Annotated in this window: 11 protein-coding genes, 1 tRNA gene and 1 riboswitch; of the genes, 5 read left to right on the forward strand and 7 right to left on the reverse strand. The window is 74.6% G+C overall.

Features of this window, described 5'->3' with window-relative positions:
• Positions 1 to 32: 32 nt before the first annotated feature.
• Together AMK13_RS09665 and AMK13_RS09670 are read right to left on the reverse strand one after the other, a co-directional pair.
• Complete coding sequence (locus AMK13_RS09665) at positions 33 to 833, reverse strand: pyridoxine/pyridoxamine 5'-phosphate oxidase (protein ID WP_234348562.1); 801 nt, start codon at positions 831 to 833, stop codon at positions 33 to 35.
• Between the two features lie 532 nt (positions 834 to 1365).
• Entirely contained in the window at positions 1366 to 1695 is a 330-nt protein-coding gene (locus AMK13_RS09670; RefSeq protein WP_049656286.1) for a hypothetical protein, read from the reverse strand.
• Between AMK13_RS09670 and AMK13_RS42820 the strand changes: the two genes are divergently transcribed.
• Complete coding sequence (locus AMK13_RS42820) at positions 1694 to 1876, forward strand: hypothetical protein (RefSeq protein ID WP_143204509.1); 183 nt, start codon at positions 1694 to 1696, stop codon at positions 1874 to 1876. The two genes, AMK13_RS09670 and AMK13_RS42820, sit on opposite strands and share 2 nt — an antisense overlap.
• A 276-nt stretch (positions 1877 to 2152) precedes the next feature.
• Here the strand turns inward: AMK13_RS42820 and AMK13_RS09675 are convergent, their stop codons facing one another.
• The 5 genes from AMK13_RS09675 to AMK13_RS09695 all read right to left on the reverse strand — a co-directional run bounded on the left by AMK13_RS09675 (position 2153) and on the right by AMK13_RS09695 (position 8081).
• Positions 2153 to 3517, reverse strand: coding sequence for an FAD-binding oxidoreductase (locus AMK13_RS09675; protein WP_074001834.1), 1365 nt, complete (start codon positions 3515 to 3517; stop codon positions 2153 to 2155).
• A gap of 240 nt (positions 3518 to 3757) precedes the next feature.
• Complete coding sequence (locus tag AMK13_RS09680; RefSeq protein WP_074001835.1) at positions 3758 to 4975, reverse strand: MFS transporter; 1218 nt, start codon at positions 4973 to 4975, stop codon at positions 3758 to 3760.
• Between the two features lie 45 nt (positions 4976 to 5020).
• A complete protein-coding gene (locus tag AMK13_RS09685; protein WP_074001836.1) occupies positions 5021 to 5848 on the reverse strand; it encodes a MerR family transcriptional regulator in 828 nt (275 codons plus the stop codon).
• A 207-nt stretch (positions 5849 to 6055) separates the two neighbouring features.
• Positions 6056 to 6143, reverse strand: a tRNA-Ser gene (locus AMK13_RS09690).
• Positions 6144 to 6206: 63 nt separating this feature from the next.
• Positions 6207 to 8081: a S1C family serine protease gene (locus AMK13_RS09695; protein ID WP_241852806.1), complete on the reverse strand. Its 1875-nt coding sequence runs from the start codon at positions 8079 to 8081 to the stop codon at positions 6207 to 6209.
• 266 nt (positions 8082 to 8347) lie between these two features.
• Positions 8348 to 8492, forward strand: a riboswitch (TPP riboswitch).
• Between AMK13_RS09695 and AMK13_RS09700 the strand changes: the two genes are divergently transcribed.
• The 4 genes from AMK13_RS09700 (at position 8485) to AMK13_RS09715 (ending at position 12727) form a co-directional block, all read left to right on the forward strand.
• Positions 8485 to 9903, forward strand: a complete 1419-nt coding sequence (locus AMK13_RS09700; protein ID WP_079271981.1) for a purine-cytosine permease family protein — start codon at positions 8485 to 8487, stop codon at positions 9901 to 9903. (Overlaps the previous riboswitch by 8 nt.)
• 99 nt (positions 9904 to 10002) lie before the next feature.
• Positions 10003 to 10827 carry a glycerophosphodiester phosphodiesterase gene (locus tag AMK13_RS09705; protein ID WP_079271982.1) on the forward strand — a complete coding sequence of 275 codons (825 nt, stop codon included), beginning with the start codon at positions 10003 to 10005 and terminating at the stop codon, positions 10825 to 10827.
• A 427-nt stretch (positions 10828 to 11254) separates the two neighbouring features.
• Entirely contained in the window at positions 11255 to 11674 is a 420-nt protein-coding gene (locus AMK13_RS09710) for an ATP-binding protein (RefSeq protein ID WP_338016264.1), read from the forward strand.
• A gap of 69 nt (positions 11675 to 11743) precedes the next feature.
• Positions 11744 to 12727 (forward strand): DUF5926 family protein, encoded by a 984-nt coding sequence (locus AMK13_RS09715; protein ID WP_049655150.1) that lies wholly within the window; start codon positions 11744 to 11746, stop codon positions 12725 to 12727.
• Positions 12728 to 12775: the final 48 nt, after the last annotated feature.

The following is a 12775-nucleotide window of genomic DNA, read 5'->3' on the forward strand; positions in this document are numbered from 1 at the left end:
GGACGCCCTGGGGACCCGGCGGCCTTACAGCGCTACGGCCAGAGCAGGGTGCGCGACCACTCCGGGGAGCTGACCGGGCCGGTGCGGGTGTAGCGCAGCCGGGTGTGCCGGCGCTGGGCGTCGCCCTGCCAGAACTCCACCTCGTGCGCCCACAGGGTGTAGACCGCGTGCCCGGGCGCGACCGCGTCCGGATGCGCCTCCAGCCGGCGACGGGCGACCGCCTCCGCCTCGTCGTACTCGGCGACCGAGCCCAGCGGCTCGCTCTGCCGCCCGACCAGCGCGCCGACCCGGGCGGCGGGCGAGCGGGTGGCGAACTCGGCGGCCGCGACCAGGTCGGCGGCCCGCTCGACGGTGCCGCGCACCCGGACCTGGCGGCCCAGCTGCGGCCAGTAGACGGTCAGCGCGGCGGCCGGGTGCTCGGCCAGCTGGCGGCCCTTGGGGCTGTCGGCGGCCGCCGAGAAGTTCCAGCCGGTGCCGGCCGCGTCGACGTCGCGCAGCACCAGCACCCGGGCGTCCGGCATGCCGTCCGCGTCGACGGTCGAGAGGGTGAAGGCCTGCGGGTCCAGCACCCCGGCGTGCAGCGCGGTGGCGAGCCAGTCCACGAACAGCGGGCCGGGCTCGGCCGGGGCGGCCTGGTGGTCGAAGGACGGCAGCGGGCGGGCCATCGGCGGGCGGCCGAGCAGTAGTTCGGGGACGGACCTGGGCCCGGAGCGGTGCTCGTGGAGCGGCTCGGCCGACGGCTCCGGACGCGCGTCCGCCGCCGGCTCCGCCCCGGCCTCCGGTGCGGGCCTGGCCTCGTCCGGGCCGGTCAGGCCCTCCTCCTCCGCCGCCATCGCGCGCCCTTCCTTCCGATTGCCGCGGTCGCCGCCCCGGCCGGGCCGGTCCATCCGGGCCCGGGCACGTGGGTGCGCTGTCGGAGCGCAACCGTACCGCCGTGGGCCGACGGCTCCGGGCGCGGGCCCTCGGTGGACGGATCCGGGCCGGTCGGCGGGGGATTCCGGGGATGCCCGGCGGGGTGCTCCGACGGCGATGCGCGGCGGGGAGATCCGGCGGGGAGGCCCGGCGGGGACGTCCTGCGGGGACGCCCAGGCCGACGGCCGGGGAACCCGGGACCGGCGCCGGACACACTCGTGGGCGGTGCCGATGGCGGCACCGCCCACGAGACCGGTTTCGCGGTGACCCTTTCCGCAGGCCGGTCGTTGCGCTGTTCCCTCTGGTCGTGATGCGTCGGTGGTTCGGTGTCCGTTCCGGCCGTTCCGTTCCGGTCCGGGCCTGTCGGCGGCTGCTCAGCTCACCCGCGTCCACCCACGTCCGGCGCCCCCGCCTTCCGTGGTGCCCGGTGCCGTCACTCGGCCGTGCGGCCGGTCAGTTGAAGGTCGGGGCGACGACGACGTTGACGTCCTTGTTGCCCTGGCCTCCCTGGACGGTGCCGGTGTTGTCCTTCACCGCGATGGTGTTGTCCTGGTTCGTGGCGCCGGAGCCGGCGGCGGTCTGCTGGGTGGAGACGTAGTTTCCGTCGACCCCGCCGAACACGTTGCCGGTGCCGGTGTCGGAGACCGCCCCGGCGTTGGAGGCGCCCTCGGCGCCCGCGCCGTTGTCGGCGGCGGCAGCCCCGGCACCGGCCAGCAGCAGGCCGGCCGCGAGCGGGCCGGCGAGTAGGAGCCCGGCTGTTCGACGGGGGTGGGTGCGAGCCATGAATGCCTCCGGGAAGCTGCTTGTCGCGCAATGGTCGATCAAGGTGCGCAAGGTTCGTCGACCGGACGAACACCTGCGGGCTGCGACGCCGGAAGACAGACTTCCGCAACAAATCGACAAAGCGCTAGCTCACACGGCGAATTTCGCCCGTTTGCGTGATATCCACCCGGGCCGCGCATGACGGCCGGGAAAACGGAAAACGCGGCGAGATACCCCGTCCGAGCTGGGACTTCACCCGTACGGCCGCTGCTCGATGGTCGGTCCGGGGGACGGCGCGGCACCGTCACACGATCCGCTGGGCGCACCACCCTGGCGCGTGCGAACCGCACGCGCGCCCCCGGAAAAGTTCGGTCACCCTCCCATGTCGACTTTCCCGGTCATGAAAAGGCCGTCGGATGTCACACCACGACGGCAGGGGTTCGGACGTGCGGTCCCCGCCGAAATACTTCAGTGAAAATCAGATCATCTTGCCTGGATTCAGAATTCCCAGCGGATCGAAGACCGCCTTCAGCTGCCGTTGCAGGTCCAACGCCACCGGGCCCAACTCACGGGCCAGCCAGTCCCGCTTCAGCAGCCCCACACCGTGCTCCCCGGTGATCGTGCCGCCCAGCTCCAGCCCGAGCGCCATGATCTCGTCGAAGGAGCGCTGGGCCCGGGCCGTCTCCTCCTCGTCCGAGGCGTCGAAGATGACGATCGGGTGGGTGTTGCCGTCCCCCGCGTGACTGACCACCCCGATGGTCAGCCCGTGCCGCTCGGCGATCACCGCGACGCCGTTCAGCATCTCCGCCAGCCGGGAGCGCGGCACCGCCACGTCGTCGATCATCGTGGTGCCCAGCCGGTCCAGCGCGGGCAGCGCCATCCGCCGGGCGGCCAGCAGCAGATCGGACTCCGCCTCGTCCTCGGCCGGCACCACCTCCGTCGCCCCGGCCTCCCGGCACAGCCGCGCGACCCGGGCCAGCTCGGCCACCCGGTCCGGCCCGTCGAAGGCCACCAGCAGCAGCGCCTGGGTGGACTCCGGCAGCCCCATCCGCCCCAACTCGTTGACGGCCCGCACCGAGACCGCGTCCATCAGCTCCATCAGCGACGGGGTCAGACCGCGCGCCATCACCTCGCAGACCGCCGCCCCGGCCGTGTCCGCGCTCGGGAACTCCGCCGCCAGCGCCAGCTGCGGGGCGGGCGCCGGCCGCAGCGACAGAACCGCCCGGACCACCACCCCGAGCGTCCCCTCCGAGCCGACGAACAGCCTGGTCAGGTCGTACCCGGCCACACCCTTCGCCGTCCGGCGGCCGGTGGACAGCAGCCGCCCGTCCGCCAGCACCACGTCCAGCCCGAGCACGTACTCGCTGGTGACGCCGTACTTCACGCAGCAGAGCCCACCGGCCCCGGTGCCGATGTTGCCGCCGATCGTGCAGGACTCCCAGCTGGACGGATCCGGCGGATACGAGAGGCCCAACTCCTCGACGGCCCTGGACAGTTCGGCGTTCACCACACCGGGCTCGACCACCGCGATCCGGTTCACCGGGTCGATCTCCAGGATCCGGTTCAGCTTCACCAGCGACAGCACGACGCAGCCGTCCACCGCGTTCGCCGCACCCGACAGCCCGGTCCGGGCACCCTGCGGCACCACCGGGACACGCAGCTCGGTCGCGGTGCGCAGCACGTGCCGCACCTGCTCGACCGTCTCCGGGAACACCACCACCGCGGGCTGCCCGGCCGCGCAGAAGCCCGCCATGTCGTGGCGGTACGCGGCGGTCACGTCCGGGTCCACCACGACGGCCCCGTCCGGGAGGCCCTGCGCCAGTCGGTCCGTCAGATCACTCATCGCCGCCTCCACTCGCCGCCCGACCGCCTCCACCTCCGCACTCTGCCCGGACGGCAGGGGGCGGGCAAGTGGGCCACGGGGAGGGGCGGGCGCCGGGACGGGCAGGGGCAGGTGAACGGGCAGGAGGACGAGGCACCGCCCGGACGGCAGGGGGCGGGCGGGCACCGGGGTTGGCGGCAAGGGCCGCCGTACGGGGAGGTGCCGGCCGGATCCCGGGGCCGGCGCGGGCGACCGGTCGGCTCAGGCCCGGCGGAGGGTCGGGGTGGCCAGGGCGATGAGGCCGGCCGCGGCGGTGGCGAGGGCGCAGAGGAGGGTGGGCGGGGCGGCGCCCGCCGCGTCCGCGAGCAGGCCCAGCAGGGCGTTCGAGAGCACCAGGGCCAGGCTCTGCACGAGCGTCAGCAGGGCCTGGACCCGCGAGAGATGGGTCGGCGGCGCGCCGGTCAGCACCAGCGGGCCGAGGTGGCAGGCGAAGAGCCCCGAGCCGAGGCCCGCCACCGTACTGCCGGCCACCGCCGCCACCGGCCCCGCGGCCAGGGCCAGCAGCGCGATCCCCGCCGACGCCGTACAGAGCCCGGCGGCCGCCCCCACGCCGGCCCGGGGCAGCGCGCCCCGCCGGGCGACCAGGACGGCCACCGCCAGTACCCCGGCCGCCTGCCCGCCGCTCACCAGTCCCGCCGTCCCGGCTGACCAGCCGTGCGCCCGGGCGAGCAGCGGGCCGAGCAGCGACACCACCGGCAGCAGCGCCCCGGCCGCCGCACCGGTGAGCAGCAGCGCGGCCCGCAGCAGCGGGTCGGCCAGGGCGAGCCGGACGCCGGACGCGGCCTCGCTCAGCAGGCCGGCCCGCGGACCGGACGGCCCGTCCGCCCCGGGGCGGAGCCGCAGCAGGACCAGCAGCACGACCCCGAAGCTCACCGCGTCCACGAGTGCCGCGCCGGGCAGCCCGCCGGCCGCGACCAGCAGGCCGCCGAGCGGCGCCCCGAGCAGGACGGCGCCCTGCCCGCCGGCCTGCCGCAGGGCGAGCGCCCGGGGCAGCCGGTCGGCGGGCACCAGCCGGCGCGGCATCGAACCGCTCGCCGGGAGGTGGAAGGCGTCGACCGTCCCGATCACGGCCGCCGCCGCGACCAGGAGCCAGAGCGGTGTGCCCCGGTCGGCCGCGACCAGCGCCAGCGCGGCGGTCGCGACCAGCATCACCGTGTCCCCGACGAGCATCACCCGACGGGCGCCGAACCGGTCCGCGACCGCGCCGCCCAGCAGGACCAGCGCGGTGCGCGGCACCGTGACCGCCGTCAGGACCAGCCCGGCCGCGCCGCCGCCGTGCGCGGAGGCGGCCCAGCCGAGGGCGAAGTACAGCGCGGCGTCGCCCAGCAGTCCGGCCTGGACCCCGGCCAGCCAGAGCAGGTACGTCCGGGGCAGCGCGGCCCGCGAACCGACGGCGGCGGTGGCAGCGGCAGTGGTCATGCCGGGTGACGCTAGGACCCTCGACCGGGTCGAGGGCAAGCCCGGCTACCCGCGGACCACCGGCTCCTGGAGCTCGGTGACCCACCCCGCCGGGTCCTCCGGGCACTCCAGGTACAGCTCCCGGGCGTAGCCGGCCGAGCGGTAGCCGTTCTCCTCGATGAAGCGGGCCAGCTCCTGGCCCGCGCCCAGGACCTCGTCCATCGGGCCGCGGTGCACGATCGTCGCCGCCTCCCCGATCGGCGGCAGGTCGACCACCTCGAAGTCGTGCGCGCCCGCCCGCACCGACGGGCCGACCGGGACGGCGGCCCCGACCAGCACCGAGCCGTTGCCCTCCGGGGCGTCCTGGTAGTGGGCGACGGACGGGCCGGCCGCCTCGATCCCGGCCCCGGCCAGCCGCCGGCACAGCTCGGCGAACAGCGGCCCGATCACCGGCCCGATGTCCTCCGGCTCGTAACTCGCGGCCACACCGGTCAGTTGGGCCACCCGGACGGACGGCACCGGCTTCACCACGACATCCCGCACGGACATGGTCCCCTCGCTCTCGATCGTCCGGAGCCTCGCCTCCACCCGGGCCAGCCGCAGCTCGTCGGCCGCGATCGCCGCGGCGAGCTGGGCCCGCCGCAGCCGCAGCATCCCGCGCAGCTCGGCCGCGTCCACCCGCTCGTCCAGGACGGCCCGCACCTGCTGCAGGGTGAACCCGAGCTCCTTGAGCGCGATCACCCGGTTGAGCCGGGCCAGTTGGGACGCCTCGTAGAAGCGGTAGCCGCTGACCGGGTCCACCCGGGCGGGCCGCAGCAGCCCGATCGCGTCGTAGTGGCGCAGCATCCGCACCGACACCCGGCCGTGGCTGGCGAAGTCTCCGATGTTCAACATGGTGCGACCACTCCACCCCCTGCCACCGTGTCAGGGTCAACCCCCGCCCCGCCCTCGCCCGTGGCCGTTCCACGGCAGTTCCCCACCTGGCCCACGGCCGGCGCCCGCACCCGCACCCGCACCCGCACCCGCACCCGCCCGGGAAACACCGAGGGCGGGTGCCGAGTGGTCTCGGCACCCGCCCTGAGCAGGTGGTTCTCCTACCGGCGGAGAGCGTGGGATTCGAACCCACGGTACGGGGTCACCGCACGACAGTTTTCAAGACTGTTCCCTTAGGCCGCTCGGGCAGCTCTCCAGGCGGAGGTCAGCCTAACGGGTCCGGCGGGGTTCGGTGCACACGTTTCGGTGCGGGCGGGGGTTACGGCTGGTCGCCCTCGCGCTGGCCGAGAGTGACCTTGGTGTTGAGGGTCTGGCCGTTGCGGGTGTACTCGACGTCGACGGTCTCGCCGGGCTTGTGCGTCCAGATCCGGCTGACCAGGGCGGGGCCGTTGTCGATCGGGACGCCGCCGAGCTTGGTGATGACGTCGCCCGGCTTGAGGCCGGCCTTGTCGGCCGCGCCGCCGGGGGTGACGGCGGGCTGGCCCTGGATGTCCTTGGTCTGGATCTGCGCGCCGTCGCCCTTGTAGTCGTCGTTGCGCAGCACGTCGAGCTTGGCGTAGACCGGCTTGCCGGTCTTGATCAGGGTGTCCGCGACCCACTTGGCCTGGTTGATCGGGATGGCGAAGCCCAGGCCGATGCTGCCGGCCCGGCCGTTGGCGGAGGCGTTGGACTGGATCGCCGAGTTGATGCCGATCACCGCGCCGCCGGAGTCGAGCAGCGGGCCGCCGGAGTTGCCGGGGTTGATGGAGGCGTCGGTCTGCAGGGCGTTCATGTACGAGGCCTGCGAGCCGGTGTCGTCGCCGGAGGCCACCGGGCGGTCCTTGGCGCTGATGATGCCGCTGGTGACGGTGGACTCCAGGCCGTACGGCGCACCGATCGCGACGGTGGCGTCGCCGACGTTGACCTTGTCGGAGTCGGCCAGCGGCAGCGGGGCCAGCTTGCTCTTGGGCGGGTTGTCGATCTTGACCACGGCGACGTCGTAGCCCTCGGCGTGGCCGAGCACCGAGGCGCTGTAGGAGCTGCCGTCGGCGAACTTGACGGTCAGTTTGCCGCCGCTGAGGGTCGGCGCGACGACGTGGTTGTTGGTGAGGATGTGGCCCTCGGTGTCGAAGACGAAGCCGGTGCCGGTGCCCGATTCGCCGTTGCCCTGCGCCTTGATGGTGACGACGCTGGGCAGCGCCTTCTGCGCGATGGCGGCGATCGAGCCGGGGACGGGCTCGTTCTTCTGGGTGTCGCTGGCCTGGACGGTGGTGCTGCGGTGGTCGTTCGCGGAGCTCCTGCGGTCGGAACTGTCGGAGACGGACACGCCGAGCGCGCCGCCGGCCACACCGGCGACCAGCGCGACGGCCGCGATCAGGGCGACCAGGCCGCCGCGCTTCTTGCGCGGGCCGCCGGGGCCGCCCGGACCGCCGGGGTACTCCGCCGGGTAGCCGAGCGGGCCGGCCGGGCCGCCGGGGTAGCCGGCGCCGCCGGAGGTGGAGTCGTGGGTGGGGCCCCAGCCGCCGAGCGGCTGGCCGGCCCCGAAGGGGTGGTGGCCGTGCGCGGCGGGGGCGGCGGGCGCGGCCGGAGCGGCGCCGTACCCCTCGTGCGCGCCGGCGGCGGGGACGCCGTGGGTCGGGGTGGCGTACGGGTTGCCGGCCGGCGGCAGGGCCGGGGCGGCGGGTGCGGCGGCCACCGGGGCGGGCGGAACGGGCGGCAGGACCGGCGGCGGCGCGTCGATGTAGCCGGTGGCCGGGTCGACGGCCGGCTCCTCGACGGCGAGTACGGCGGGCTCGGCGGGTGCGGCGGGTGCCACGGGCTCGGCGGGTGCGGCGGGTGCCACGGGCTCGGCGGGTGCGGCGGGTGCCACGGGCTCGGCGGGTGCCTCCGGTGCGGGCACCTTGGTGAAGGCGACGGTGGGCTTGTGCCCACCCCCGGCCGGGACCTCCTCGGCCGGAACGGCGTCGGCGGACGGCGCCGCCTCGGCGGCGGCGGCCTCGACCGCGCCCGCCTCCGGCTCGGGCACCCGCCGGAACGCCATGGTCGGGTTGTGCCCGCCCTGAGCGGGGCCCGCGGCAGCGGACTCGGCCGCCCCCGGCCCGGCGGGCTGCTCCCCCTGCGGCCCGGTGGGCCCAACCTCGCGCTCGGTGCTCACGGACGACCTCCATAGCTGGCAGAACCAAGGACCATAGTTTTTCGCACTGTCGATTCGTTTGCCGTAAGGACCCCTCTGAAGAACTCATAAGAATCCTTAGCCGGCACCGACACCGGCACTGGCGTCAGCACCCGCAGCGGCACCGACACCGGCTCCGGCACCCGTACCGACGGCCGGGGCTCCCCTCCCCGTCGGGCGTCCGCGATGCGGACCGCCCCGCCCTCGGCCTTGGGCGTCGGCACCCGCGCCGGTTAGCCTGGCGCTCCAAACTGACACGCGGGAGCTTGGACCCACCAGGCTGAGAGTGCGCATGTCGACCGTACGCCACACGAGTGACGGACGTTCGAGGGGGCGCTGACCGCCGGAACCTGTCCGGGTAATGCCGGCGTAGGGAGTATCGGCCATGCCGCCTGCTTCGCCATCCTCTTCTTCGGGCACGAACGCCTCCGACTCCGGCGCGAACGCCCCCGCGCCGGGCGCGACCGCCCTCCTGGAACGCGCCGAGCACGTCGAAGCGCCCCTGGTCCTGGACACCGAACCGCCGCGCACGCTGCGCTTCCGGGACCACTTCGCGCTCTGGATGAACCTGGGCGTCAGCCTGATCGGCTTCTCCACCGCCGCCACCGTGCTCGGCGCCCCCGGCAGCGAGCTGTCGCTGGCCGCCGCGGTGACCGCGATCACGATCGGTACGGCGGTCGGCACCGCGATGCTCGCCGTGGCCGCGCTGATCGGCGCCCGCACCGGCGCCCCCGCGATGGCGAACCTGCGCGGGCTGTTCGGCACCCGGCTGTCGTACCTGCCGACGGTGCTGAACATCGTGCAGTGCATCGGCTGGGGCGTCTTCGAGCTGCTGACCATCTCGGCGGGCGCGCAGACCGTCGCGCACACCACCGGCTACCGCTGGCTGTTCGTCCTGCTCGCGGGCGCGCTGACCACCGCGCTGACCATCTGGCCGCTGGGCTCGATCGCGGTGCTGCGCCGCTTCGTGGCCGGGGCGGTCGCGGTGGCGATGGTGTACTTCACCGTCCAGTTGGGCCGCCAGGGCGTGCCGGACCCGGGCGCGGGCAACTGGCACGGCTTCCTCGGCGCCACCGACGCGATGATCGCGGTGTCGGTCTCCTTCGTCCCGCTCGCCGCCGACTACACCCGGCACTCGCGCACCCCGCGCTCGGCGTTCTGGGGCAGCTTCTCCGGCTACACGGTCGCCCAGGTCTGGTGCTACGTGCTCGGCCTGATGGCGCTGCTGCAGTCGGACGGCGACCCGAACCGGATCTTCGACTCCTTCCTCGGGGTCTGGGCCGGCTGGCTGTTCCTGCTGGTGCTGGTGCTGCGCGAGACCGACCAGTCCTTCGCCAACGTGTACTCGACCGCGATGTCGGTGCAGAACCTGCTGCCGAAGGTGGACCGCCGGGTGCTCTCCGGCGCGATCGGCGTGCTGATCACCGTGCTGGCGCTGCAGATCGACGAGTTCACCGACACCTACTACGGCTTCCTCGGCCTGATCGGCTCGGTGTTCGTGCCGCTGCTGGCGGTGCTCGTGGTGGACTACTTCCTCGGCGCCGGCCGGCGCGGCTGGAACCTCTCCGCCGACGCGCCGTCCCGCTGGCTGATGCTGCTGCCGTGGGCCCTGGGCTTCGCGGTCTACCAGTTCATCGCGCCGACCAAGGTCGCGGGCTGGTGGACGGACTTCTGGACCTCCGCCCAGGAGGCGCTGCACTTCACCCCGCAGGAGTGGACCTCGGCCTCGCTGTTCGCCTTCCTGGTGCCGGCCCTGGCCACCTGGGCGCTCACCCCGCTCGGCCGCCGCGCCGTCCGGGGCTGACGGAGCGGGGCCCGAGCGGGCCCCGCAGGTGCGCAGACGGCCCCACAGGTTGGGGCCGTCTTTGTCCGCGCTTCACCTCCGCCGCCTATCGTTGGGCCTGTGACCAGCCCAGACCTGTCCTCGGCGGCGGCGCGCACCGTGCCGCCCGTCCAGGTGATCGCCCACCGCGGTTCCTCCCACGCCCTGCCCGAGCACACCCTCGCGGCCTACCGGCGCGCGCTCGACGAGGGCGCGGACGCGCTGGAGTGCGACGTCCGGGTCACCGCCGACGGCGCGCTGGTCTGCGTGCACGACCGCCGGATCGGCCGGGTCTCCAACGGCCGGGGCACCGTTTCGGCCATGACCCTCGCCGAGCTGGAGGCGTACGACTTCGGCGCCTGGAAGACCGGCCGCCCCAGCACCGACCCGGAGCTGCGCGGTGTGCTGCGGCTGGAGCGGCTGCTGGAGCTGGTGGTGGAGTGCGGCCGCCCGGTGGACCTGGCGATCGAGACCAAGCACCCGGTGCGCTTCCGCGGCCGGGTGGAGGCCGAGCTGCTGCGGACCCTGGAGCGGTTCAAGATCGGCGCGACCCGGGAGGGCGACCGCCCGTCCGCCCGGATCATGAGCTTCTCCTCCGTCGCGCTGAACCGGGTGGCCGCCGCCGCGCCGCGGTACCGGCGGGTCTTCCTGTTCGAGCGGACCCTGCCGCTGCTCGGCCGGCTGCGCGAGGGCTCGCCGCTGCCGGGCGGGGCACGGATCGCCGGCCCGGGCATCGAGCTGGTGCGGGCCCGCCCGCAGCTGGTGACCCGGCTGCGCGAGCTCGGCCACGAGGTGCACGTGTGGACGGTGGACGAGCCGGCCGACGTCGAGCTCTGCCTGGAGCTCGGGGTGTCCGCGATCATCACCAACCGGCCCGCGGAGGTACTGGCGCAGCTCGGCCGGTGATCCACCGGTGATCCGTCGGCGCACCGAAGGCCGTACTCCTCCGAACCCCTCCGATCCGATCACTCTGGTCGGCAGTCAAACCTTCCTCGCGCGAAATTGCCGGAATTCTTGCATCCGGGCGACGGAGGGTGAGCGCGGAATGACCTGATGTCGACCGTCGGTCGCCGCACTCGAAATGGGCTCGCGGGATCGTCCGGTGCTCGTTTCCGACGCATTACCAAGGGGCATCTCTCCCTCGGCATACGCTGAAGGAGGTCCGGGGGTGGCGTTGATGGTGGCGCGTGAAGTGCCGACTTCATCGACCATGGCAGTGCCGCACGGCCCAGCGAGTGTCGGGGTCGCACGGCGCCGACTGCGTCGAGATCTGGGTGACCGGCAGGTACCCGAACCGGTCATCGATGATGCTGTTCTGATCCTTTCCGAGCTGTTGAGCAACGCCTGTCGGTACGCCCGTCCGCTCGGCCCGCTGCCGGCCCTGGGCCGCAGCGCCCGGGCCGAGGTGCTCGGGCAGGTGCTGGTCGGCGTCCCCTCCGGGGCGAACGCCGCGCAGGGCGCCCGCGAGCCCGCCGAGGGTCCGGCCGAGCCGGCCGGCGGGGTGCTGGTCCGCTGGCAGATGCACGCCGACGGGGTGCTCACCCTGGAGGTCACGGACGGCGGGGCGGCCACCCGGCCGCTGCCCGCGAGTCCCTCGCTGACCTCGCGCGGCGGCCGCGGCCTGAGCATCGTCGACCAGCTGGCCAGCGACTGGGGCGTGCGCGACGCCCCCGGCGAGGTCACGGTCTGGGCGGCGCTGCCCGCCCGGGCCCGGCACGCCCGGCGCACCGGGGGCGATGCCCGTAGCGCGTGAGCCGGGCTCGGGGAATGTGTCGTTAGGCTTCCCGGGACACAGGACCACCGTTCCCGGGAGAGCCGCAGCATGGGCAAGAAGGCCGCCAAGAAGGCGCCGCAGCGCCAGTCCACCACCGCCGTCACGGGCGAGATCCCCGTGGTCGGGGCCCGCGAGGACTGCCCCTGCGGCTCGGGCCGCCGGTACAAGGCGTGTCACGGCCGGGAGGCCTCGCACGCGGTGCAGGAGCTGGTGCACCGCCCGTTCGAGGGCCTGCCGGGCGAGGCCGACTGGGTGGCCCTGCGCGAGCTGGTGCCCGCCGCCACGGTGCCGCTGACGCTGGCCGCCGGCGTGGCCGACGGCGCGACCGGTGACGTCCCGTCGGTGACCCTGGCCACCGTGCTGCCGCTGGCCTGGCCGGCCCTGCGCCGCCAGGACGGCTCGATCCTGCTCGGCCTGCAGACCCAGTCCGCCTCCGGCGACCTCAGCCGCGACCTCGCGGACGCCCTGGAGCTGGCCCTGGCCACCGAGCCGGGCAGCCCGGTGCCGGCCCGCCGGACCGTCCCGGGCGGGCGCCGCCTGCAGGACCTGCTGGACACCACCGCCGCGTTCACGCCCGCCGTGCACACCGGCTTCGAGTTCTGGCTGGAGGACGCCGAGGCCGCCACCGGCGAGGTCGCCGCCTCCCTGGAGCGCGCCAACGCCTCGGCCATCCCGACCGAGAAGCTCGCGAGCGTGGACTCCGCGTACTGGTGCGGCACCCCGGACAAGAACCACCTGCGCTGGGTGATGACCGTGCCCGAGGAGAAGCTGCTGGACGCGCTGGCCCGGCTGAACACGGCCGGCGAGGCCTCGCTCGGCCCGGACACCCGCCTGGTCGGCTCCTTCCGCGCGCACGGCCTGACCGTCCCGGTGTGGGACCTCCCGCTCGCGATGACCGCCGCCGACTGCGAGAAGCCGGCCGCCGAGTTCGCCGAGCGGCTCGCCGCGGTGCTCGCCGACGCGGCCCCGCTGACCGCCGAGGAGCGGCGCACCCGCGCGAACCTGGTGAACCGTCAGGTCACCTTGAACTAAAGGGCGCAGGATCCGCGTGATACGCGTCACATTGTCGCGGTGAACGCG

The organism is Streptomyces sp. CB02056 (genome assembly GCF_001905545.1).
Taxonomy (GTDB): Bacteria; Actinomycetota; Actinomycetes; order Streptomycetales; family Streptomycetaceae; genus Kitasatospora.

Excerpts from the sequence above, each read along its gene's own strand:
- AMK13_RS09665 (WP_234348562.1), bottom strand. The coding sequence starts at position 833 with ATGGCGGCGGAGGAGGAGGGCCTGACCGGCCCGGACGAGGCCAGGCCC.
- AMK13_RS42820 (WP_143204509.1), top strand. The coding sequence starts at position 1,694 with ATGAATGCCTCCGGGAAGCTGCTTGTCGCGCAATGGTCGATCAAGGTG.
- AMK13_RS09670 (WP_049656286.1), bottom strand. The coding sequence starts at position 1,695 with ATGGCTCGCACCCACCCCCGTCGAACAGCCGGGCTCCTACTCGCCGGC.
- AMK13_RS09675 (WP_074001834.1), bottom strand. The coding sequence starts at position 3,517 with ATGAGTGATCTGACGGACCGACTGGCGCAGGGCCTCCCGGACGGGGCC.
- AMK13_RS09680 (WP_074001835.1), bottom strand. The coding sequence starts at position 4,975 with ATGACCACTGCCGCTGCCACCGCCGCCGTCGGTTCGCGGGCCGCGCTG.
- AMK13_RS09685 (WP_074001836.1), bottom strand. The coding sequence starts at position 5,848 with ATGTTGAACATCGGAGACTTCGCCAGCCACGGCCGGGTGTCGGTGCGG.
- AMK13_RS09700 (WP_079271981.1), top strand. The coding sequence starts at position 8,485 with ATGCCGCCTGCTTCGCCATCCTCTTCTTCGGGCACGAACGCCTCCGAC.
- AMK13_RS09715 (WP_049655150.1), top strand. The coding sequence starts at position 11,744 with ATGGGCAAGAAGGCCGCCAAGAAGGCGCCGCAGCGCCAGTCCACCACC.